General features: G+C 42.5%; 16 protein-coding genes. 8 read left to right on the forward strand and 8 right to left on the reverse strand.

From position 1 onward, the window contains the following. The first annotated feature begins 65 nt into the window (after positions 1-65). The 3 genes from ACW6QP_RS11335 to ACW6QP_RS11345 all read left to right on the forward strand — a co-directional run bounded on the left by ACW6QP_RS11335 (position 66) and on the right by ACW6QP_RS11345 (position 6877). Complete coding sequence (locus tag ACW6QP_RS11335; protein ID WP_457910988.1) at positions 66-1634, forward strand: sensor histidine kinase; 1569 nt, start codon at positions 66-68, stop codon at positions 1632-1634. A gap of 4 nt (positions 1635-1638) precedes the next feature. Further along, complete coding sequence (locus ACW6QP_RS11340; protein WP_457910989.1) at positions 1639-2364, forward strand: response regulator transcription factor; 726 nt, start codon at positions 1639-1641, stop codon at positions 2362-2364. Positions 2365-2593: 229 nt separating this feature from the next. Next, positions 2594-6877: an Ig-like domain-containing protein gene (locus ACW6QP_RS11345; protein ID WP_457910990.1), complete on the forward strand. Its 4284-nt coding sequence runs from the start codon at positions 2594-2596 to the stop codon at positions 6875-6877. Here the strand turns inward: ACW6QP_RS11345 and miaA are convergent. From miaA to ACW6QP_RS11380, 7 genes are read right to left on the reverse strand one after another with little or no spacing between them, the layout of a single operon-like run. Beyond that, the gene (gene miaA / locus ACW6QP_RS11350) at positions 6874-7782 is read right to left on the reverse strand and encodes a tRNA (adenosine(37)-N6)-dimethylallyltransferase MiaA (protein WP_457910991.1); all 909 of its coding nucleotides are present in this window, start codon (positions 7780-7782) and stop codon (positions 6874-6876) included. The two genes, ACW6QP_RS11345 and miaA, sit on opposite strands and share 4 nt — an antisense overlap. After that, on the reverse strand, positions 7775-8617 hold the full coding sequence (locus ACW6QP_RS11355; RefSeq protein WP_457911052.1) for an ion transporter: 843 nt from the start codon (positions 8615-8617) through the stop codon (positions 7775-7777). The genes miaA and ACW6QP_RS11355 overlap by 8 nt, the downstream gene beginning before the upstream one ends. Positions 8618-8677: 60 nt before the next feature. Next, entirely contained in the window at positions 8678-10063 is a 1386-nt protein-coding gene (locus ACW6QP_RS11360; RefSeq protein WP_457910992.1) for an exonuclease domain-containing protein, read from the reverse strand. A 48-nt stretch (positions 10064-10111) separates the two neighbouring features. Then, positions 10112-10771, reverse strand: a complete 660-nt coding sequence (locus ACW6QP_RS11365; protein ID WP_457910993.1) for a YggS family pyridoxal phosphate-dependent enzyme — start codon at positions 10769-10771, stop codon at positions 10112-10114. A 3-nt stretch (positions 10772-10774) separates the two neighbouring features. Continuing rightward, complete coding sequence (locus tag ACW6QP_RS11370) at positions 10775-12010, reverse strand: DUF1015 domain-containing protein (RefSeq protein WP_457910994.1); 1236 nt, start codon at positions 12008-12010, stop codon at positions 10775-10777. 9 nt (positions 12011-12019) lie between these two features. Beyond that, entirely contained in the window at positions 12020-12910 is an 891-nt protein-coding gene (locus ACW6QP_RS11375; protein ID WP_457910995.1) for a 3-hydroxyacyl-CoA dehydrogenase family protein, read from the reverse strand. A gap of 15 nt (positions 12911-12925) precedes the next feature. After that, entirely contained in the window at positions 12926-13891 is a 966-nt protein-coding gene (locus ACW6QP_RS11380) for a Gfo/Idh/MocA family protein (RefSeq protein ID WP_457910996.1), read from the reverse strand. Between the two features lie 129 nt (positions 13892-14020). On the opposite strand from ACW6QP_RS11380, the gene ACW6QP_RS11385 reads away from it, so the two are divergent. Continuing rightward, positions 14021-14665 carry a protein-L-isoaspartate(D-aspartate) O-methyltransferase gene (locus tag ACW6QP_RS11385; RefSeq protein ID WP_457910997.1) on the forward strand — a complete coding sequence of 215 codons (645 nt, stop codon included), beginning with the start codon at positions 14021-14023 and terminating at the stop codon, positions 14663-14665. A 5-nt stretch (positions 14666-14670) separates the two neighbouring features. Here ACW6QP_RS11385 and ACW6QP_RS11390 read toward each other — a convergent pair whose 3' ends face one another. Beyond that, positions 14671-15354, reverse strand: a complete 684-nt coding sequence (locus tag ACW6QP_RS11390) for a cell division ATP-binding protein FtsE (RefSeq protein ID WP_457910998.1) — start codon at positions 15352-15354, stop codon at positions 14671-14673. Positions 15355-15587: 233 nt separating this feature from the next. On the opposite strand from ACW6QP_RS11390, the gene ACW6QP_RS11395 reads away from it, so the two are divergent. From ACW6QP_RS11395 to ACW6QP_RS11410, 4 genes are all read left to right on the forward strand, one after another. Further along, positions 15588-18608, forward strand: coding sequence for a tetratricopeptide repeat protein (locus ACW6QP_RS11395; RefSeq protein ID WP_457910999.1), 3021 nt, complete (start codon positions 15588-15590; stop codon positions 18606-18608). 20 nt (positions 18609-18628) lie between these two features. Continuing rightward, on the forward strand, positions 18629-20356 hold the full coding sequence (locus tag ACW6QP_RS11400) for a TonB-dependent receptor (RefSeq protein WP_457911000.1): 1728 nt from the start codon (positions 18629-18631) through the stop codon (positions 20354-20356). A gap of 463 nt (positions 20357-20819) precedes the next feature. Continuing rightward, entirely contained in the window at positions 20820-21956 is a 1137-nt protein-coding gene (locus ACW6QP_RS11405) for a hypothetical protein (RefSeq protein ID WP_457911001.1), read from the forward strand. A gap of 73 nt (positions 21957-22029) precedes the next feature. Beyond that, positions 22030-23658 (forward strand): amidohydrolase, encoded by a 1629-nt coding sequence (locus ACW6QP_RS11410; protein ID WP_457911002.1) that lies wholly within the window; start codon positions 22030-22032, stop codon positions 23656-23658.

The following is a 23658-nucleotide window of genomic DNA, read 5'->3' on the forward strand; positions in this document are numbered from 1 at the left end:
ATTCTTTTGTTAACTTTTGGTTAAACCAATAATGCTCTAAATGTTAAAATCATACTTTTGGGGCTATGAATAGAAAGCTTTTTTTCCTACTCGTAATTTTGATGAGTTTGTCCCTTATTGGAATTATTTTCGTTCAGGGGTATTGGATTAAGAGCACCGTAGACGACAAAGAAGAACAATTTTCATATAACGCAAAACAGGTTTTACTATCGGTCGCCGACAAGATAGAAAATCAGGAAATAGAAAATTACTGGTTTAGTTTTAAAGATGTAGATACCACAAACAGTACTCTTGAAGGCGTGAGCCTTACCGAGTATTTCTTTGTAGATGAAGATCGATTTAAAAACCAGTCCTACTTTAGCAGCGATGCGGTGCTGGAAGAAGAATATAAGGTTGAGTCGGGTAGTTTGCAAAATAGAGAAGGAGATAGCCTCAATTTTACAAAACTAATTAACCGTAAGGTTACCAATATAGTTAATAATAATATTGATGGCGACGGCCTTTCGGCTGAACAGCGCATTCAACGTATCGTGCGTATGGATGAATACGAAAAAAATATCCTGAAAAACGAAATTGCGGAATATACCCGTCGTTTGCCTGTGCACGATAGGGTGAGCAAAGAGACCATAGAGCGATTAATTTCAGAAGAATTAAGAGAGAATGATATAGAAAGTAGCTTCGAGTATGCGGTTTTTAGCAACTCTATAGCTACCAATCTTACTTCAGATGATTTCGACATTAAGGACCCCGCGACCTATGCGGTGCCGCTTTTTATAGATGCTGCAGGGAATACGCCTTATCAGTTACTGGTGAATTTTCCCGATAAGAAAAAGCTGGTATTATCGTCGGTTACCCTAATGGCGGCCTTATCTATAATTTTCACCTTAATTATAGTCATCGCCTATTCGAGCGCATTATCTCAGCTAATTAAACAGCGCCAGATTTCGCAGATCAAGACCGATTTCATTAATAATATGACCCACGAGTTTAAAACTCCTATAGCTACCATCAACCTGGCTCTTGATGCGATTAAGAATCCGAAGATCAATAGCGATCAGGAAAAGGTGAGTAGGTATCTGGGAATGATTCGGGAAGAGAATAAACGTATGCACGCCCAGGTTGAGAATGTGCTGCAAATCTCAAAACTCGAGAAAAACGAGCTGGATCTTAAAAAAGAGCGGCTTTCTATGCACGAGTTGATTGAAGAAGCCATTGCACACGTAGATCTAATCGTGGAAGATCGCGGCGGTTATGTGCAAACTCATTTTGGAGCCCTTCGCTCCAGTATTTTAGGGAACCGGGATCATTTTACCAATGTGATCGTGAATATTTTGGATAATGCGGTGAAATATTCTACCGACGCTCCCAAAATTGATATTTATACTGAAAATGTAAAAAACTATATAGTGATGCGGGTGCGGGACCAGGGTGCCGGAATGAGCAAACCCGTACAGCGAAAAATATTTGAAAAATTCTATCGTGAACATACCGGTGATATTCACAATGTGAAGGGACACGGGTTGGGTCTGGCTTATGCCAGGCGTATTATAGACGACCATCACGGGACCATCACCGTAGATAGCGAAAAAGGAAAAGGAAGTACGTTTATTATTAAATTACCACTAATATCTTAAATATATGGAAACTGAAAACAAGAAAATTCTGTTAGTTGAAGACGATCCGAACTTCGGAACGGTTTTAAAAGATTACCTGGCTATGAACGATTACGAAGTGACCCACGCCAAGAATGGTATGGAAGGCTTCGAAAAATTCAAAAAAGACGATTTCGATCTTTGTATCCTGGATGTAATGATGCCATACAAAGACGGATTCACCCTGGCCAAGGAAATTCGTGAAAAGAACGAAGAAGTGCCAATCATCTTCCTTACCGCCAAAGCGATGAAAGAAGATGTACTTAAAGGCTATAAAGTTGGAGCCGATGATTATTTGAATAAGCCCTTTGACAGTGAAGTGTTGCTTATGAAGATCAAGGCGATTATGCAGCGCAAGGCAACCGACAGTGTGGCCGATAGCAAGCAGTTTGAATTCCAGATTGGGGATTTCCACCTTAATTCAAAACTGAGATTCTTAACTTTCCAGAACGAGGAGCCGCAAAAGCTATCTCCAAAGGAAAACGAATTGCTACGACTGCTGGCGCTTCACGAAAACGATTTGATGCCAAGAGAGCTTGCTCTTACTAAGATTTGGAGAGATGATAACTATTTTACCTCCCGTAGTATGGACGTATATATCGCCAAGCTGCGTAAATATTTGAAAAAGGACGAAAACGTGGAGATTTTAAACATCCACGGTGAAGGCTTTAGACTGGTTGTAAAAAACAGCGAGAACGCCGAGGCTTCATAGAGAAGTAGATAAACTTTTTCAGTTTCTGAAAGATGATTTCGTGCGGGCTGCAAAGGCGCGCACGAAGTCCTCTCTTTGGGGAACCCTTATATGAGGAAAATTATTCCTCCAATTCATAGCAGGCCGGGATCAAATTTTCAGATTTAAGGCTTAACAGGATTTTGTTCAATTAAGTATATTTACCCGGGTGGGGAAGGATACCTCCCTTTGCCGCGTGAAAACAACTGCTATGAAAAACCATTACCCCCCTATTACTTCTTTCCCGGGCCGTCTCCAGGCTCCCAATTGGGTGGTGTTTTTTGTTGTTTTTTTCTTTGCTTTTTTTCTGAAGGGGTTTGGGCAGGGAGTTGAGATTTCCAGTCCTGAAGAACCAGGACCTACTCAGGCCAATCCTATTCCAATCAATATTAGTTTTGAAGACGGAGTTGATGAATTGACTTCTGATGATTTTGAGGTAACCAATGGGGCGCTACAAAATTTGCAACGAGGAGTACCGGGGTTCGAGATTATAGAAAAAATTAATCTGGACAGTTTTAAAGTTATAGCCAATTCCGTAGATTTTTTTAATTCTGGTTATACATTTTTTGATTTAACAAATCCAGCAAAACTTGCAGAGTATTTAACTGGTAAATTAGCTGATGTTATTATTGCATTTGATTTCGATTCAAATGGCAATATTTTTTATTTAACATATGGTAATGGTGTTTTCAAATTGGGAGAAGAAGACCCAATTATAGATGGAGAAAATTTCGCCTCACCCTTGGATTTAACTATAGATAATTCTAATAGGTTTATTATAGCTGACCCTGAAAACTATCGTGTAAGAATTTTTAATTCTTTAGGAAATCACTTATATGATATTGGTGGGGCCCAAGGAAAGGATGGGAATGAATTTTACGGGCCAACAGGTCTTGCGGTAAATAAAGACAATTTACTATATGTAGCCGATGCGTTTTTAGGAAATGATCCCAGTGGTTTAGACCAAATTAAAATATATCGGATTGAAGAAGATGATGCAGTTTTTATAAGAAGATATGGCGATCAAATTTTAGATGATCCCTACCGAATAGCTGTTGATAAAAATAATAATTTGTATGTAAGTGATGCGGGTGGAAATTCAAATTCTGGAAGGATAGTAGTTTTTGACAATACTGATAATTTAGAGAAAATTATAGCAAACTCTGCTGAAGATTCCCCAGGAAGTATTATAGTTGATGAATTCGGTTATTTATATGTGATAAATTATTTGGGAGAGCTCAATTTCACTGATATTTATCAAAATCCGGAGGTTCTACTAACAAACTTTAATAGCTTTCAGAATGCAAATTATCAAATAGATGTATTTAGTCCAGTTCCTGAAATTGAAAAAATAACCTCAATCAATGAAAATTTAAATATTCCCCTAGATTTAAATATTAATGCTTGTGGAAATTTATATGTCCTAGACATGCAATTTTCTGGTACTGCTGAAAATTTCATACTAGGTTATCCAACAAATGTAGATGTTGATTTCACATTCGATCTCGAAATATTCCAACGCCAGGATAATTTCACCGCTGATGTTTTTCCGGACGGTCCCGGCCTGGTCGAGGTAGAACTAAATGGTGAAAATCTTTTTAAATGTGGGCCCCAACCTGATGGTGAATTTAGCATTGTTTTCGATGATGGAGAAGAAGATCTCCCTCCTCAATTTGAAAATTGCCCTCAATCTACAGTTATTATCCCCAATGATTCCGGAGAATGTGGCGCAATAGTAATAGTTGAAACCCCCACTGCAATTGATGATAATGGGGGACCCTATGTTAACCGTGTCGATAATGGGCCGGAATCTGGCGAATTTTTTCCTGTAGGCATCTATGAAATTATTTTCGAAGCCGATGATGGCGTGAACGATCCCGTAGAATGTCGTTACACCATAAGAGTAGGAGATAATGAAAGCCCCGTTATCACCTGTCCCGATGATTTAGAGTTCGAAATCCCGACAGGGGAGACTACAGTAGAAATCAGCTACCCTGCACCCACCATTAGTGATAATTGTGAAGGTGCTACTTACAGCCGTATTTCGGGACCGGCTTCGGGAACTCAACAAGCTGAAGGAATCTATACGGTTGTTTTTGAAGCTGAGGATGCTTCAGAAAATAAAGATCAATGTAGTATTGAAATTGTTGTAACCAAAGAACAGGAACCCTTCGAAATCACCTGCGTAGAAAACCGTACTATCGAACTCTCCAATAACCAGACTTCGGTTAATATTTCCACCTCAGAGTTTATTCAGGGAGATACTTCGAATCTGGAATTTGACCAGGAAACCCAGGTTTTTAGCTGCGCCGATATTGGTACTTATAATCTTACCATCACTGCCCGTAATCCCGATACCGGCGAAGAAGACAGTTGTGTGGTAGAAGTTACCGTGGTAGATACTTCGGCGCCGGTGATTTATTGCTATTCTGCTCCAATTCAAAGAAGTTTTGCCGAAGGCGAAAGTTTCGAAGTCCCCGAATTTTATGCCGGCCGAATTTCAGATAATTGTACAGAGGAAGAAGACCTTATAGTAACGCAGAATCCGCCTCCCGGTACAATTTGGGATACGCCCGATACCTATACGGTGAGTTTTACCGTGACCGATGCCAGTAACAATTCCACTCCCTGCAGTTTCCAGGTTGAATTATCCGAAGAAGCCGGCCCTATCTTCACCTGTCCCGATGAGAGCGATATTGACCCCATTGTGTTGGATGAAAATTGCGATTTTCAGGTGCCCAATTATACCGGGCTGATAAGCACCTCCAATTTTGAAAATACTCCCAATTTTAAGCAAAACTTCGAACGTATAGATGATGAAATTTTTGTTGAAATAGAAGTTTTTGATGGCCCGGAATATCTCGATTTATGCTATTTTTCAGTAGCTCTTGTAGATGCTACTGCTCCTTCCATAGAATGCCCCAATGATATAGAATTAGTTATTCCAGCCGATGAAAATTCAGCCATAGTCACTTATAGCGACCCGGTGATTTCCGATAATTGTGATAGTTCCCCGCAACTCGAACTCTTCGCCGGTTTTGCTTCAGGAGAAGTATTTCCGGTAGGTCCAACCGAGGTGCGATACAGGGTGATTGATGCTTCAGATAATGAAAGTTTTTGCAGTTTTTTCGTCACTATAACCCGTGAAAACGATCCCGGGCCAACCAACACCGCTCCTGTTGCTAAAGATGATTCATATTCAGTTCCACAGGATGAAAATTTGAATGTAAATGAGGCCAACGGAGTTTTAGCCAACGATGAAGATGAAGACGGCGATGCTTTAATCGCCGAGCTAAGAGATGCCCCTGAAAATGGAACCTTGAATCTTAACCCCGATGGTTCCTTTACCTACACCCCCGATGCCGGCTTTTTTGGCACCGATACTTTTACCTATGTGGCTTTCGACGGGGAGGATTTCTCAAATCTGGCCAGTGTAAGCATCGTGGTGAACCAGGTAGTGCCGGGTAATGACGCCCCGGTGGCGCGGGACGATGAATACGAAACCGAACAAAACACCACCCTCGTAGTCCAGGCAGCCAACGGGATTTTACAAAATGACAGCGATCCCAACGATGACCCGCTTACGGCGTTGTTGATGAACGACGTCTCCAATGGCACGCTCGATCTGAATCCCGACGGTTCTTTTACCTACTCTCCTGCCAGCGGATTTACGGGCACCGATTCTTTTACCTATATGGCCAATGACGGGATCACCAACTCCAATATCGCTACGGTAACCATCAATGTAATCTCCACAAGCAGCGATTTTCAATGCCGGGAGGAAATTGTGGTTTCTTTAGATGCCTCAGGAAATGTGAGTCTGGCCCTGGAAGATCTCTACACCGGCGATGCCTCGGGGCTAAACCTTTCAGCCTCGAAACTGGGTTTCGACTGTAGTGATTTGGGAGAAAATTCAATAGAATTAAGCTGGAGCGGACAAAGCAGCGGGGATTGTGAAATAAAAATTATTGTAGAAGATACTACTCCGCCCGTCCTGGAGGTGAATATCATTAGCATAAGCCTGGATGAAGATGGTTTTGCTGAAATTTCTGCGGAAGAGCTCGATGCCGGCTCCTATGATAATTGTGGAGATGTAAGCCTTAGTTTAAACAGAACCAGTTTTAGTTGTGAAGATTTAGGGCAAAATTCAGTCCTGCTTACTGCCACCGATGTCAGCGGAAACATGCGCAGCACCAATACCATAGTTTTTGTGAACGCCAGCCCCGGAATTTGCAGAAAGCCCGGCGAGTTCGTGGACGAAACTTTTATAAGCCCTAATCCTACTTCAGGAGAAATTGAAATTTTTACTCCTGAAGATATGTTGCTGGAACGGATCGTAGTTTTTGATACCCGCGGGCGTTATATTAAGGAAAAGGAATTCACAAACCGAAGCGATTACCGAATGCAGCTAAATGGCTTGCAGGATGCGGTCTATATCCTGCACATTTTTACCAGCAGAAGGGTGCTGATTAAAAAGTTGATACTTCGCAATTAATCTAACTGCTCCTCGATTTTTTGAATAATTTCCTCAGTGGGCCTGGTATAATCGAACCAAAGTATGCTTTTATCTTTTCTGAACCAGGTAAGCTGCCGTTTTGCGAATCGGCGGGTGTTTTTCTTGATTTCTGAAACAGCGGTTTCCAGGGAGTGTTTTCCTTCTAAAAAGGCGAAAAGTTCCTTGTAGCCCACCGTATTTAAAGCGTTGAGCTGTTTTTTGTCTTCCAGCGACTTTACTTCATCCAAAAGACCTTCATCCATCATCAAATCTACCCGGGTGTTGATACGATCATAAATGATTTTTCTTTCGGCTTCCAGGCCTACAGATACTACTTTGAAATTTCGGCTTTTTTTGGCCTGTTTTAGAAAGGAGCTATAGGTCTTCCCAGTACCCACACAAATTTCAAGCGCCCTGATAAGCCGGTGCGGATTCTCCCGATCTACTTTTTTATAATATTCAGGATCGAGTTTTTCCAGCAATTCCTGGAGGGACTCTATTCCCTGGATTTGGAAAATGTTGTTGAGTTCTTCGCGCACTTCAGGAGCAACGGCAGGAAAATCGTCCAGGCCCTCGGTGATGCTTTTAATGTAGAGTCCGCTGCCGCCTGCCATAACCACCACATCTTTTTCAGCAAAAAGCCGGCTAAGTTTAATAAGGGTTTCGCGCTCGAAATCTCCCACGCTGTAATCATCTTCTATCGAAATATGCTGAATAAAATGATGCTGGGCTGTCGCCAATTCTTCTTCAGAAGGCACCGCGGTCCCAATGCTCATTTCCCTGTAAAACTGCCGGGAGTCGGCCGAGATGATTTCAGTATCAAAATGTAGGGCGAGCTTAATAGCCAGCGAGGTTTTTCCAATGGCGGTGGGGCCAACTACACTAATGAGAGTTTTTTCAGCCATTGAGTTTTTTTCCACAGTTATGGCAAAATTCAGCCTTATCCAAATGTTTGGTCTCATTGCAATGAGGGCAGGCCTGGGTATTGGTTTGGGGTTTGCTTTGGCCTCTGGTCATTTCGGCGGTCACTATTCCCGTAGGCACTGCGATTATTCCATAACCCACGATCATGATAAAGGAGGCTATGAACCTTCCCAGGGGAGTAACCGGGTGAATATCTCCAAACCCAACAGTGGTTAAAGTAACTATACACCAATAAATGCTAATGGGTATACTGGTATAACCGTTTTCGGGACCTTCAATCAAATACATCACCGTCCCCATAATAATACAGATAATAAGTACTGCAAAAAGGAATACAAAAATCTTTGCCCGGCTATGCCTAAGTGCCCGGGCCAGTTTCTCAGACTCGCCTATATATCTGGTAATCTTAAGTATTCGGAATACCCTTAACAGTCGAATGGCTCTTACGGCAAACAGGAAATTAAAGCCGCCAAAAATAACAGCGATATAGGTGGGGATTGTAGATAGCAGGTCGATGATCCCGTAAAAACTAAAAATATATTTGGAAGGCCGGTTTATGGCTATGATTCGAAGTATATATTCTATAGTAAAAATCACGGTGATGATCCATTCTGCAATATAAAAGATCCAAAAGTATTTATCGTGCAGGTAGCCCACACTTTCGAGCATAACCAGGATGATACTTAGCAGAATGACAACGAGCAGGGCGATATCAAAAAATTTACCTGCCGGGGTGTCTGCCTCATAGATGACCTCATGGAGTTTGGATTTCCACCTGGGGGTTGGTTTTTCTTTTTCGTATTCCAAGGGCTGGATTAGCTTAGGATTTCCTCAAATTTAAGTATTTTCTGGAATCGAGGGAGAATTTTCCCGCTTTTAATCAGATTTTCGGGATTCCGAGGGTAGCTCTACTATTTTTAATTTATTATTCCGCCTCAAATAGCTTTGAATAATGTGCTGGGCATCCCGGTCGTTGTTCATTGGGGTGATGATAGAGCGAACAATTTCAAGGTTGTTGATCTGGTGATTCAAATTGAAATAACCTACGCCTCTAAAAGCACCATCTTCTACCAACAGGGCACTTTTTTCATCTACTTCCCGGCCCTGGCCAATCACCAGTAAATTCTGATTTTTATAGGAATATTTTTGAATAAGCTCTCTTACCCGTAAATTGTAATCTTCAGCAGTTTCTTCTCCAACACAGGCTCCCAAACAGGATTTTATAGTATAATTAAAACAGGGCCCCTCACCCGATTCCAGGCTGGTAAATTTTCGGCAAAGTTTATATTGTTCTATCCAGTTTTCTACCGCGTTTCGGGCCGCACTTAAATTGGTGAAAGTCGTAATGCTGTGCTTGTTTCGGGAAGCTTTGCCTATTTTTAAATTGATATAACCTTTATCATCGGTAAACTCGTACAGGGCGTACTTAAAAATATCCTTTTTTAAGGCCCGGTTATATTTAGGTTTGTTTTTTTTGATCTCGGCATTTTCCCTAAGTAAGGCGATTAGTTCATTTCCGGTGGGCTCATAGGTGACCGAATTGGTTTCTAATTGAATTTGCCTGGATTTTGGATGATCGTTCGTAAAATGCTGATTCACCCTTTTTTTGATATTCCGGCTTTTCCCGATGTAAATAATATCTCCGTCTTCATTGTGAAAATAATAGATCCCGGTAGACGAAGGCAGACCTTCCAGGATATAGATGAGCCGGGTGTCGAGGCTGCGTTTGGGCTCCAGCCTTACCGAATCTTTTAAAATTTCCTTGTCCAGGTCTTTATCCAAAAGCATCTTAAACAGCTTTACAGTTGCCTGGGCGTCGCCGCTGGCACGGTGCCTGCTGCTAAGCGGAATTCCCAAAGATTTTACCAGTTTCCCCAGGCTGTAGGAAGGCATATCGGGGATAAGTTTTTTTGATAATTCTACGGTACACAGGGATTTTCTTTCAAATTCGAATCCCAGCCGGCTGAATTCGGTTCGCAAAATCCTGTAATCGAATTTTGCATTATGGGCTACCAGGATGCAGTTTTCCGTGATTTCTACCACGCGTTGGGCCACCTCGTAAAATTTGGGTGCATTTCTTAGCATCTCGTTATTGATGCCGGTTAAACCAACCACAAATGGCTGGATGGGCTGCTCTGGGTTAACCAGGCTAATAAACTGGTCTATTATCTGGTGGCCATCGTATTTGTAGATGGCGATCTCGGTGATCCCTTCCTCATTATACTTTCCGCCGGTGGTCTCTATGTCTAAAATTGCATACATAGGCCCCCTAAAAATGATAAAATTTCAAACTCTTTCTGCTCAATTTTTTCAATTGTAGTTTCTTTCGCCAAAGATACTGCTGCCAATTCTTACCATGCTGCTTCCGCAGTCTACGGCAATCTGGTAATCTCCACTCATTCCCATAGAAAGTTCGGTGAGTGCGGGGTAGTCTTTCTTAAACTCATCGAATACAGTCTTTAAAAAACTGAATTCCTTACGCACCTGTGCCTCATCTTCGGTAAAAGTAGCCATTCCCATAAGGCCAATGATCTTCACATTTTCCATTTTTGCATAAGCTTCAGAAGCCAGGATTTCCCGGGCTTCTTCTTTCGAAATCCCGAATTTTGAATCTTCCTCGGCAATTTTTATCTGAAGCAAACATCGTATCTCCCGCTCGTTCTTTTTCGCCTGTTTGTTGATTTCCTTCAGTAATTTTAAGCTATCTACCGCGTGTATAAGGCTCACAAATGGCGCCATATACTTTACCTTGTTGCGCTGCACGTGGCCTACCATATGCCATTCGATATCTTTGGGTAGCTGCTCCTGCTTCTCGGTCATTTCCTGAATTTTATTCTCCCCAAATATCCGCTGCCCGGCGCGGTAGGCTTCAAGGATATCTTCATTGGGTTTGGTCTTGGAAATAGCAACCAGCTTTACGTTTTCAGGTAATTCGGCTTTATATTTTCTAATATTTTCAGCAATATTCATAGTCTAAAATTCATAAATCGTTAACCCGCTTCTTAGTTTCGGTTCGATATAAGTGCTTTTTGGGGGCATAGTGAGATTCTCATCGGCGGTTTGCTTTATCTCTTCTATACTCAAAGGCAACATTCCAAATCCCACGGCGAATTCACCCTGGTCGATACGGGTTTTTAATTCTATTAGATCGTTCTTCCCGTGAATATAGGAAATGCGCCTGTCATTCCTAAGATCTTCGATGCCCAGTATGGGCTTTAGCACTTTTTGGTAGAGTATGTAAGGGTCTAATTTACTTAAAGAATCGGTAAATTCATAATTGGTTTTTCGCAGGTAGAGGGAATAAAACTCCCCATCCAGGTACATATTAAAATGATGTTTTTTGGATGGTTTGTAAACTTCCATTCCGCGGTTTTCAATCCTGAACCATTCATCGAGAAGAATCAAAAATTCTTCTTTGCTGTGACCATTAAGGTCGGTCACCAGCCGGCTGAATTCGTGAATTTTTAAATTGCTTTCAGAAATAAGGTAGCTCATAAAAAAATTATAGGGCTCCTCGCCGGTATGCTGCGCATTTTCATCTTTTGACTCTTTAGCCAGCAAATAGGAAGAAGAACAACGGTGATGCCCATCGGCTATATAAAGGCTGGGCATCTGGCCAAAAATCTCCTGGATTTTTTCGATTTGAGTTTCCTCGCAAATCTTCCACAAATAATGAATTTCGCGGTTTGAGGTAGCGAATTCATATTCGGCCCGGGTTTGCATAATATCCTGAAGTATCCTGTTTAACTCGGGATTGTCGGGGTAAGTGAGCAAAACCGGTTCTGTATTAAATCCCACAACTTTAAGATACTCTTTAAAAAGTTCTTCCCGGGGGGTGATGGTGTCTTCATGTTTTTTAATGACCCCTTGTTCATAATCGCCGGCACTGGCGGCGGCGATGATTCCGCAGCATTCATTAAAGCGGGTTTTGATGCGATACACATAATAGCAGGGCTTCTCATCACGAATAAAAGTATGTTCTTCCCTGAATTCCAGGTAGCGGTTTTTCACCAGTTCAAATCGCTGGGGCCCGTTTATTTTATGCTGAAATTTATAACCCGGATTGATGATATGCAGAAATGAATACGGGTTAAATTCAAGCTGAGCGGTAAGCTCGGCAGTGCTGTAATCTTCGTAGGGGCGGGAAGCTACCAATCCCGCCTTGGCCCTTACCGGGCGTACCGCTCTAAATGGAATGATCTTAGCCAAATATTCTACTTAAGATTGAAATTGAGCTGAAACCTTTTCAGCTTTCTTGCTTTCTGAATAATCATAAAAACCTTCTCCCGATTTAACTCCCAGTTTCCCGGCTTTCACCATATTGGTAAGCAAGGGACAGGGAGCGTATTTTGGGTTTTTAAAGCCATCATACATCACCTCCAGGATCGAATGGCAAACGTCCAGCCCAATAAAATCGGCTAACTGCAAAGGTCCCATCGGGTGGGCCATTCCCAGTTTCATCACTGTGTCGATTTCATAAACCCCGGCCACGCCATTGTAAAGCGTTTCAATCGCCTCGTTGATCATAGGCATTAAAATACGGTTGGCCACAAAGCCCGGGTAATCGTTCACCTCTACCGGAACCTTATTCAGGTTTTCTGAAAGTTCCATGATGCTTTTGGTTACCTCGTTGCTGGTATTGTACCCACGAATGATTTCTACCAGTTTCATCAGCGGTACGGGGTTCATAAAGTGCATACCAATCACCCTTTCAGGATTTGAAACTACTGAAGCGATTTGGGTGATTGAAATCGATGAGGTGTTAGAGGCCAGAATTACTTTTTTTCCACAAAATTCATCGAGCTGCTTAAAAATTTTCAGCTTCAAGGCTTCATTTTCGGTAGCAGCTTCTACTACCAGATCGACCTCTTTTACTCCTGTTTGCAGGTCGGTAAATTTATGTATGTTGTTAAGGGTAGTTTCCTTATCGGCTTCGCTAATTTTTTCCTTGGCCACCATACGGTCAAGATTGGTCGCGATAGTTTTTAGACCTTTTTCAAGGCTTTCTTCTGAAATGTCTATAAGGTTTACCTCGTATCCAAATTGGGCAAAGGTGTGGGCAATCCCGTTGCCCATAGTTCCTGCTCCAATTACTGCGATATTTTTCATTTTATATGTGGTTTTTTAGTTGTTAAAATTTGCGATTACCTGTTTGGCCACTTCCAGGGCTTTGGTGCCTGCTTCCAGGCTCACCACAGGTTCGGTATTGTTGTGTATGGCTGAAGCAAAACTCTCCAACTCTTCTAATATGGCGTTGTTTGGTGATACCAGCGGATTGTCGAAATAGATCTGTTTTTTCAAACCTTCGGCGTTTTGTAGAATCATAGCAAAATCTGAAGGTTTTTCGGGGGCGTCTTTCATCTTTACGACTTCGCATTTTTTCTCCAGATAATCTACCGAGATATAGGCGTCGCGTTGAAAGAATCTGGATTTGCGCATATTCTTCAGCGAAATGCGGCTGGCGGTTAGATTGGCCACACAGCCATTTTCAAACACGATGCGGGCATTGGCAATATCGGGAGTTTCGCTAATAACCGAAATCCCGCTTGAAGAAACGCTTTTAACTTCAGAATTAACCACGCTTAAAACAGCGTCTATATCGTGAATCATCAAATCCAGGACCACGGGAACATCGGTTCCGCGGGGATTGAATTCAGCCAGGCGATGCGCTTCTATAAACATCGGGTTATCAAAGCGGGAGGCCACCGCTTTAAAAGCGGGGTTGAAGCGTTCCACGTGACCCACCTGGCCTTTAACGCCGTTGGCTTGGGCCAGTTCTATCAATTCTAAAGCCTCCTCAACGGTGTTGGTGATGGGTTTTTCAATAAAAACATGCTTTCCCGCCTTAATTGCTTTTTTGGCGACTTCGAAATGCGAAAGGGTAGGAGTTACTATATCTACCACATCTACTTCAGAAATCAAATCGTCTAAGCTGCCATAACTTTTATAGCCAAAATCGCCATTTACTTTTTCGGCATTTGAAGTATTGGGGTCGTAAAACCCGGTTAATTCATATTTGGAAGATTCGTTGAGTAATTTTAAATGTATTTTTCCTAAGTGTCCTGCACCAAGCACCCCGACTTTCAACATATTTTTGCATTTTTCACAAAAATAGCATTTTGATTGTAAATACTTTATAATGCTGCGGAATATTCGGGGCTTCCCCGGCTTGGATGCTAAGGGGAAGATTGAGTATTTTTGCATTTAAATCGCGTCGAGGTGTTTCAGGATAATTTTAGACATAAAGGTAAAAGGCAACAGCTGGTAAAAACCATTCAGAGAAAAGGAATTCAGGATAAAAAAGTGCTGGATGCCATTGGTAAAATTCCGCGGCATTTGTTCATGGACAGCAGTTTTGAGGATCACGCCTACCAGGATAAGGCCTTTCCCATCGCCGCCGATCAAACTATCTCCCAACCCTATACCGTAGCCTTCCAAACCGAAAAACTGGAAATTGAGAAAGGTGATGCGGTTCTGGAAATTGGAACTGGTAGCGGTTATCAAACTGCTGTACTCTGTGAACTTGGTGCCAGGGTGTATAGTATAGAACGCCAGCGCGAACTCTATAAAAAGACTAAAAGTTTTCTTACCAAACTTGGTTACCGGCCAAAACATTTGAGTTTTGGTGACGGGTATAAAGGCCTGCCCGAATATGCTCCTTTCGATAAAATCATAGTAACTGCAGGAGCACCTTATGTGCCAAAAGATTTACTGGCGCAATTAAAACCTGGAGGACGTATGGTCATTCCCGTAGGAGATGAGGTACAGGTAATGACGCTATTTATTCGAAAATCGAACCGGGAATTCGACAAAACCGAATTTGGTGAATTTCGTTTCGTGCCTTTGCTGGAAGATAAAAATTAAAGTTTCTACACGCTTTTTTGAACCACCTCAAAAACCCGCTGTCCATCGCATTTAAGGGTTTTCGATGGGTATTTTAAAAGCAAGGCATAATCGTGAGTAGCCATTAAAATTGTATTCCCGTTTTTGCTTATTTCCTGAAGCACTTCCATCACCTCTACCGAAGTTTGAGGATCCAGGTTTCCGGTAGGTTCATCGGCCAGGATAAGTTCAGGGTCGTTAAGCAGGGCACGGGCGATAGCCACCCTTTGCTGCTCGCCACCAGAAAGCTGATAAGGGAATTTAAAATCTTTGGTCTTCATTCCAACCTTGTCCAAAACTTCATTGATCTTATGATCCATCGCTTTTTGATCTTTCCATCCTGTGGCTTTCAATACAAAAAGCAGGTTGTCTTTTATATTCCGGTCGGTAAGTAATTTAAAATCCTGGAATACCACCCCGAGTTTTCGCCTCAGGTAAGGAATATCTCTTTCTTTAAGTGTTCGCAAATTAAAATCTACGATATGGCCCTCGCCCTCGGTAAGCGGGAGGTCGCCATAAAGGGTTTTCATAAAACTACTTTTCCCGGTCCCGGTTTTTCCTATAAGATATACAAAATCACCTTTGTTTACGGTGACATCAACTTCAGATAAGATTAGGCTTTCGCGCTGGTAAATGGCCGCGTTTTTAAGTTCCAGTACGGGTTGGGACATAATTTATGATTTATGGGTAAAAGTAAGAACAAATTTATGATGGTCAAATATGGGCTACAAGTTTATTGAACAATCCATTTTCTGAGTTAACGCGGTTGGCAGGAACTTTAGTCTAATTATTTTTTTGCTGAAGAAAATTTTCAATTTTAATCTTGTGTATAATTAACCCGTTAAAGCCACGTTATTAAAGCAAGGTTTAAATTATATTTGAATCACATTTAAAAACCCGATCTATGAATTTGAAGCCTGCCTTATTTTTTTTAGGAGTTATACTTTTAAATTTCCACAGCTTCGCGCAGCAGTCGGCTGCACATACCAATGAGCTCGCAAAATTTAACCGGGCGATGGAATTATATAACAATAAACAGTTCCTGGCCGCCCAGAATCTTTTTGATGAGGTAAAAGACAGTACTAACGATGAAAAAATCGAAGCCGATTGTGCTTATTATATCGCCAATGCTGCGGTAAGGCTCAACCAGCCCGGGGCCGACAGGCTTATGGAGCGTTTTGTAACCCGCTATCCTACCAGCACCAAAACCAATTCGGCCTATCTCGATGTGGCCGATTATTATTTCGAAACAGGAAAATATGCCCTGGCCCGGCGTTGGTACGATCGCGTTGATGAAAACGCGATGAGCCGCGCAGACCGGGAGCGCTATTATTTCAATAATGGTTATGCTTTTTTTAGAGCTAACCAGTTCGACCAGGCGCGTACCTATCTTGAAAGAGTGAGAAACTCTCAGGAATATGGGGCACAGGCCAAATATTACCTGGGTTATATGGCTTATGAAGGCGACGATTACGAAGAGGCCAATGAACTTTTTGAAGAAGTTAGCGACAATTCCCGATATTCTGAAGACCTTTCCTATTTCCAGGCCGATATGAACTTTAAACTCGGGAATTTTGAAGAGGCTATCAAACTAGCCAAACAGCAGCTTAACCGCTCTACCCGCCTGGAGCAATCTCAGCTGAATAAAATTATTGGAGAGAGTTATTTTAACCTGGGCCAGTACGAGGAGGCGATTCCATATCTTCAGGAATACCGGGGAGAAAGAGGGAAATGGAACAATACCGATTACTACCAGATTGGCTATGCCTATTATAAGCAGGGAGATTTTCAGAAGGCGATTTCAGAATTCAATAAAATTATAGACGGGAAAAATGAAGTGGCTCAAAACGCCTATTATCATTTAGCCCAGTCTTATTTGAATCTTGATCAGAAACAGCAGGCCCTTAATGCGTTTAAAAACGCCAGCGAGATGGATTATAATAACGAGATCAAACAGGATGCTTTTCTGAATTACGCAAAACTAAGCTATGAGATAGGAAACTCTTACGAAAGCCCCTCCCGTGTTTTGATGACTTACCTGGAAACCTATCCAGATTCTCCCGCTCGCGATGAGGTTCAGAATTTACTCATAGACTCCTTTATCACCACTAAAAACTATGAGGAGGCGATGAATTTGCTGGAAAACAACCGCAATTTCGCCGACAAGCAGGCCTATCAAAAAGTGGCCTATTTCTACGGGTTGGACCTTTATGAACTCGGCGATTATCACAAGGCCATCGAAATGTTCGACAAGGCTTTAAAAGAGCCGCGCGATCCACAAATCAATGCCCGGGCGACCTTCTGGAAAGCCGAAAGCGAATTTAATATCAACAGCCTTGATAATGCAATTGTAGGTTACAGAGAATTTGCCGGAATGGCCCCCGCCAGAGGCACTCCCGAAATGGAAAATCTCGACTATAACCTGGGATATGCATATTTCAAGAAAAAAGAATATGCCCGCGCTATAGATTATTTCAAAAAGTATACTGCCGATAATTCTAAAAATTCAGTGCGGCGAGCCGATGCTCTTTTGCGCCTGGGAGATAGCTATTTTGTTAGCAGCCAGTACTGGCCGGCTATGGAAGCCTACGATAAAGCTATTGCGATGAATGGTTCTACCAGCGATTATGCAGCCTTCCAAAAGGCTATTAGTTATGGCTTTGTAGACAGGAATGAAAGTAAACTGGAAGAATTGAACAGATTCGTAAGTGCTTACCCACGTTCATCTTACAGGGATGATGCACTTTATGAGTTAGGTAATACTTATGTGGCGATGAATAATACTTCCCGTGCTATTGAAGCCTATAACCGCTTGATTAGAGATGTACCGCAAAGCAGTTTTGCGCCCAAAGCTATGCTGCGACAGGGATTGATCTATTATAACAACGATCAGGGAAGTCAGGCGCTGGAAAGACTTAAGAAAGTAGTGGCCGATCACCCCGGGACTCCCGAGGCGATGCAGGCGGTTTCTACTGCCCGAATGGTCTATATAGACCTGGGTCGCACCGATGAATACGCCAGCTGGGTTCGTGGAATCGACTTTGTTGAGGTGAGTGATGCAGATTTGGATAATACCACCTACCAATCGGCTGAAAATCAATATTTCAATAACAACTCGGCGCAGGCCATTAGCGGATTCGAGAAATATCTTCAGAGTTTCCCTAATGGAATTCATTCAATAAACGCCAATTATTACCTGGCGCAATTGTACTGGAGAGAAAACCGCAAGGATGCTTCAGAAAAGCATTACAGGTTTGTAACCGAAAGGCCTAAAAATGAATTCACCGAGCAATCACTGGCAAGACTTTCCCAGTTATATCTTGAGAAATCGAGATACCAGGAAGCCCGTCCGCTTTTAGAGCGATTGGAAAAGGAGGCAGCTTCCGAAGAAAACAGGATTTTCGCCCAGTCTAATTTGATGAAGGTATATGACGAAAGTAATAATCCTACCCAGGCCGCAGCTTATGCCGAAAAGGTGATAGCCAATTCGCAGGCCGATGAACGCGCCCGCAATGATGCCAGGGTGATCGTAGCCCGTTCGGCGATGAAATCTGGTAATGAGAACAAGGCCAAAGCGGCTTATGCCGAGGTGCAGAAAACGGCTTCAGGTGAGCTTGCAGCCGAAGCTCTTTATTATGATGCCTATTTTAAAAATAAGGATGGAAATTACGAAGCCTCAAATGCCGCAGTGCAGGTGCTGGCAAAAGATTTTTCAGGATATAAAAAATGGGGCGGGAAAGGCCTTGTATTGATGGGGAAAAACTTTGACAAACTGGGAGATGCCTACCAGGCAACCTTTGTTTTGGAAAAAGTGATTGAGAATTTCAGCAATTACCCCGAGATCGTTAATGAGGCCAAAGCCGAGCTATCCCGAATCAAGACCAGAGAAGCCCGTACCAACTCATCGGTAGAAACAAATAACTAAAAACTTAATCTAACTTATCTATGCGAATAGTTTCAATAAAAAGATGCCTGGTATTTGGAATGCTCCTTACCGGCGGAACTCTTTTTGCCCAGGATCCCATAGGCAGTGAAACCGTAACCGTTATAAAGCCGTACACCCCCGAGGTTGGCGATGCCAATAAATTGAGAGAAATGCCAACCAGAGGCGATTCCTTGGGCGAAACCAAGAAACCGGTGCAGTATCGAATTTTCTCGGTGCCCGTGGCTTCTACTTTTACGCCGGCCAAAGGCCAGGCCAGTACTGTAGAACGAAGAAGACCGGAACGCGTTTTTGACAATTATGCCACCCTTGGTTTTGGAAATTATACCAATGTTTTGGCTGAATTCTACAGCAACCTGGAAGTTAATCGCACCGATAACTTCGGAATTTTTCTTACCCATAATTCTTCCCAGGGGGGAATAGACGGGTTGATTCTGGATGATAAATTCTATGATTCAGAACTAAACCTGAGCTATAATTCCAGAAATAGAAACCTTAGCTGGAAAACTGAAGTAGGAGGGGAACATCGCCTGTTTAACTGGTATGGCCTTCCTGAAGAGCTGTCGCAGCCTGAAGAATTTTATTACCAGCTAGATCCACAGCAAAACTATTTTTCGGTCTATGCCGGGGGAGAACTTGATCTTTATGACAGCTTCTTCGATACTGCAAAGGCCAGGTTCAGGCATTCGGGAGATTCGTATTCTTCAGCCGAAAATCATTTTAACGCCAATGCGATTTTTGAACTGAATATCGCCGATGAACTTATTACGACTAACCTCTATGCCGATATCGTAAACGGGAAATTTGAAGAAAGCCTGTTAGGCGGAGGTTCAGATTATACCTTTATGAACTTTGGAATTGCCCCCAGTCTTTTGATCTTGCGTGATGATTTGAGTTTAAATCTTGGATTAGGCCTGTTTTACAGCCTGGATGCCGAGAATTCTTCTAACAGCTTTTATATTTATCCGCAGGTCACTGCCAGCTACAGGCTTGCCGGTGATTATTTCACCGCTTATGCCGGGCTTGAGGGAGATTTAAAACAAAACACCTATTATCAGTTTTTTACAGAAAACCCCTATCTAGCTCCCGGTGTTGAAATTATGCCAACCGATAGCGAATACAATGGCTATCTGGGTGCTAAGGGGAAGCTCGGGGAGTTTTTTGGCTATAATTTCCGCGGAAGTTATATGTCTGAATTCAATAAAGCTTTATTTCAGCGCAATGCCTATTATCCTGCATCAGGAAAGAATTATGGCTACGGAAATTCTTTTGGGTTGGTTTACGATGACGTGAGAACTCTTTCCTTTTTTGCTGAATTGAATGTAGATGTAAACCGTAATTTCAGAATGAGCCTTAACGGCGAATTTTTAGATTACAACACAGACCAACAGGCTGAAGCCTGGAACCTGCCCACAATGAAAGCCAGCCTTAATGCCGATTACCAGATCACCGAAAAATGGTATGCAGGCGCCAACTTTTTCTATGTAGGAGAACGAAAGGACCTGGATCATAGCATAGAAATAACCAATTCTATGATAGAAGCTCCTCAGGTTATCACTGTTGATTCTTTCCTGGATTTAAATGCGCATCTAGGCTACCGCTTTAATGAACAACTTTCGATTTTTGCCAAAGGCAGCAACCTGCTCAACAATAATTACCAGCAATGGACCAACTTCCAGGTGCAGGGCATACAGGTACTCGCCGGCGCAACCTACAAATTCGATTTCTAGCAGAGGTTCAGAGTTATGAATTATGAATTATGGGTTATGGGTTAAGTGATAAGGCTTAATTCATAACCCATATTTTTTGAACCCTGAACTTTGAATCCTGAATCTTGAACTTAGAACCCTTAATCTTAAATTTATTAATAGACCACAGATAACGCAGATTCTAAAGATTTTGCGCAGATTATTTTATCAGCGAAAATCAACAACATCTGCGTTCTCAGCGTTCCATTGCCGGTTTACCAGTTCTTTAGATAAACTTGAACTGAACTTTGAACATTGAACATTGAACTTTGAATCTTGAACTTTGAATCTTGAACCTTGAACCTTGAACCTTAAACCTTGAATCATAAATTTTGAACTTTGAACCAGAAATAATTACTTAACAATAAAACAACATAGAAAACCTAAATTTAATCTTATAAGTAATTAATATTGCAGCGCTAAAAACCCAAATCTAAGCTACTACATGGCAAAGGGAAAGAAATTTAAAAGAGAAGACCGGAGTAAACCCTATTTGAATATTCTGGATGTTCTGGTAAAGGAAAAAACCTTCCTTGCCATTGTAATTATAGGTATAATTTTGGCCGGAATCGCTACAGGCTATGGCCGGGCCGGGATGTGGCTGGGCTTTTTCTTTGCCGCCTACGCCACGGTTGCTAACGATAGTATCCAATCCCTGGGTACTTTCATCGAATCCAACAAAGCGAAACGCTGGTGGATACTTTGGCTGTTCGTGGGAACCATTTTTCTGGGAGTAGTGAGTTTCAGCTGGATTTATTTTGATGGAGATGTTACTTATCAGCGTCTTTTAAGCCCCGATGGTACCTCCAAATACCCTCATCCTGAGAGTTTTAGTTTCTGGCAAATCATAGCGCCACTGGTGCTTTTAATTCTTACCAGAATGAAGATGCCGGTGTCTACTACCTTCCTTATTTTGAGTGTATTTAGTGCCGATACCTCGGGAATCACCTCGGTGGTTTGGAAGAGCTGGAGCGGATATATTATGGCCTTTATCCTATCTTTCCTGGTGTGGTATTTCTCTTATAATATGATCAAGAAGTACTTCAAAAGTCGGAAGGCTCACGCAGGTTGGACAGCAGTGCAATGGACGGTTAGTGGTACACTTTGGGCCGTTTGGGTGATGCAGGATGGGGCCAATATCGCGGTATTCCTTCCCAGACAACAAAGTCTGTTTGAATTTATAGTGTTTGCCCTTACAATTTTCTTTGGGCTGGGTCTGCTTTTTTACCTAAGGGGAGATAGAATTCAGGAAGTGGTGAGCGAAAAAGCACGAATTTCAGATATTCGGGCAGCTACGCTGGTAGATTTGACCTATGTGATTCTACTTATCTACAAACTCTTTATAAGTACTGTACCAATGAGTACTACCTGGGTTTTCCTGGGGGTTATCGGAGGTCGTGAAATAGCCATAAGTCTTGCCCGTACCAAGAAAGGCAAGAAACACCGCAAAAAAGCCGGAAAAATGATTTTCAGGGATTTTGCTTATGCGATGTTAGGACTTTTTGTATCGGTGGCCCTGGCCGCTGCTGCCAACCCCGATATCCGTATCGCTATAAGCGAGGCGGTTTCATCCTGGTTCTAAACAAAATTTAAATCCTGCTGAAAATGCGCCTTTTCCGGGCGCATTTTCTATTTTTATACCAAATCAAATTTTTATGAAGAAAATATACATTTTTGCCCTGCTGGGTTTATTGCTTGTTGCCTGTAACGAGAACGCCCGTGAAGAGGTAGACCTACTGGTGATCAATGCTAAAGTCTATACCGTAGACGATGCTTTTTCTAAAGCTGAAGCTTTTGTAGTGAAAGACGGGAAATTTGTAGATATAGGCACTTCTGATGCCCTCGAGGATAAATACAAAGCTAAACAAACCATCGATGCCGGTGGTAAACCGGTGTATCCCGGGTTCATCGATGCTCACGCTCACTTTTACAGGCTGGGCCTTCAGCAGCAAAAAGTAGATCTCACAGGGACTAAAAGTTTTGAAGAGGTAGTACAACGCATTGTAGATTTTCAGGAAGAACGCAACGCCGATTTCATCACCGGCCGGGGATGGGATCAAAATGACTGGGAGGTGAAAGAATTTCCGAAGAAAGATACCCTTGATCTTCTTTTTCCCGATACCCCCATCGCAGTTACCCGTATCGACGGCCACGCACTTTTGGCCAACCAGGCGGCGCTGGATCGCGCCGGGATCACCACCTCAACTCCCTTTGAAGGAGGTGATATTGAACAAAAAGATGGAAAATTAACCGGGATTTTAGTCGATAATCCTATGGGTCTAATCGCCGATGCCGAGCCTGCCCCCACCTTAGAGGAACAAATAAATGCGCTTTTAGAAGCTCAGGAAATCTGTTTTAGTTATGGTTTAACCACCGTAGATGACGCCGGGATCGATAAGGCCACTATTGAACTTATCGACAGCCTGCAGCAGGCAGGTGAGCTTAAAATGCGTATTTACGCGATGCTGAGCAATACTGAGGAAAACCTGGATTATTACCTGGATAAAGATCCCATTAAAACCGAAAGGTTAAATGTTCGTTCGGTGAAATTCTATGGCGATGGAGCTCTGGGTTCGAGGGGTGCCGCCTTAAAAGAGCCTTACAGCGATCGTGCAGGTCATTTCGGAGCTTTGCTTTCATCTCCTGAAGATTTTAAACAAACGGCTGAACGGGTAGCGAATTCTAAATTTCAGCTAAATACCCACGCGATAGGAGATTCTGCAAATTATTTGGTGCTGGAAACCTATGACCGCTTGCTGAAAGACGATGAGGACCGCCGCTGGAGGGTGGAACACTCGCAGGTTATCGAGGAGGAAGATTTTAAATATTTCAGCAAAAATATTATTCCATCAGTGCAGCCTACCCACGCCACCAGCGATATGTACTGGGCTGAAGATAGATTGGGGGAAGAGCGCATCAAAGGCGCTTATGCGTTTAAAAAACTACTGAACCAGGCCGGAATAGTTGCCCTGGGCACCGATTTCCCGGTAGAAGAGGTGAGCCCGTTTCTTACTTTTTATGCTGCTGTGGCCCGGCAGGATACCGAAAATTATCCTGAAGGCGGATTTATGATAGATCAGGCGCTTTCCAGAGAGGAAACCCTTAGGGGAATGACGATCTGGGCGGCTTATTCGAATTTTGAAGAAGACGAAAAAGGCAGTATAGAACCCGGAAAATTTGCCGATTTCATCATCCTCGAAGATGATCTTATGGAAATAGACCAGAACCAGATTCCCAACCTGAAAGTAAGACAAACCTGGCTTAACGGGGAGAGGGTTTATTAA

Source organism: Salegentibacter haimaensis (assembly GCF_054121495.1).

What these genes read in the sequence shown, in the direction of transcription:
- ACW6QP_RS11335 (WP_457910988.1), top strand. Translation starts at nt 66, where the DNA reads ATGAATAGAAAGCTTTTTTTCCTACTCGTAATTTTGATGAGTTTGTCC.
- ACW6QP_RS11340 (WP_457910989.1), top strand. Translation starts at nt 1,639, where the DNA reads ATGGAAACTGAAAACAAGAAAATTCTGTTAGTTGAAGACGATCCGAAC.
- ACW6QP_RS11345 (WP_457910990.1), top strand. Translation starts at nt 2,594, where the DNA reads ATGAAAAACCATTACCCCCCTATTACTTCTTTCCCGGGCCGTCTCCAG.
- miaA (WP_457910991.1), bottom strand. Translation starts at nt 7,782, where the DNA reads ATGGCTGAAAAAACTCTCATTAGTGTAGTTGGCCCCACCGCCATTGGA.
- ACW6QP_RS11360 (WP_457910992.1), bottom strand. Translation starts at nt 10,063, where the DNA reads ATGTATGCAATTTTAGACATAGAGACCACCGGCGGAAAGTATAATGAG.
- ACW6QP_RS11365 (WP_457910993.1), bottom strand. Translation starts at nt 10,771, where the DNA reads ATGAATATTGCTGAAAATATTAGAAAATATAAAGCCGAATTACCTGAA.
- ACW6QP_RS11375 (WP_457910995.1), bottom strand. Translation starts at nt 12,910, where the DNA reads ATGAAAAATATCGCAGTAATTGGAGCAGGAACTATGGGCAACGGGATT.
- ACW6QP_RS11380 (WP_457910996.1), bottom strand. Translation starts at nt 13,891, where the DNA reads ATGTTGAAAGTCGGGGTGCTTGGTGCAGGACACTTAGGAAAAATACAT.
- ACW6QP_RS11390 (WP_457910998.1), bottom strand. Translation starts at nt 15,354, where the DNA reads ATGTCCCAACCCGTACTGGAACTTAAAAACGCGGCCATTTACCAGCGC.
- ACW6QP_RS11395 (WP_457910999.1), top strand. Translation starts at nt 15,588, where the DNA reads ATGAATTTGAAGCCTGCCTTATTTTTTTTAGGAGTTATACTTTTAAAT.
- ACW6QP_RS11400 (WP_457911000.1), top strand. Translation starts at nt 18,629, where the DNA reads ATGCGAATAGTTTCAATAAAAAGATGCCTGGTATTTGGAATGCTCCTT.
- ACW6QP_RS11405 (WP_457911001.1), top strand. Translation starts at nt 20,820, where the DNA reads ATGGCAAAGGGAAAGAAATTTAAAAGAGAAGACCGGAGTAAACCCTAT.
- ACW6QP_RS11410 (WP_457911002.1), top strand. Translation starts at nt 22,030, where the DNA reads ATGAAGAAAATATACATTTTTGCCCTGCTGGGTTTATTGCTTGTTGCC.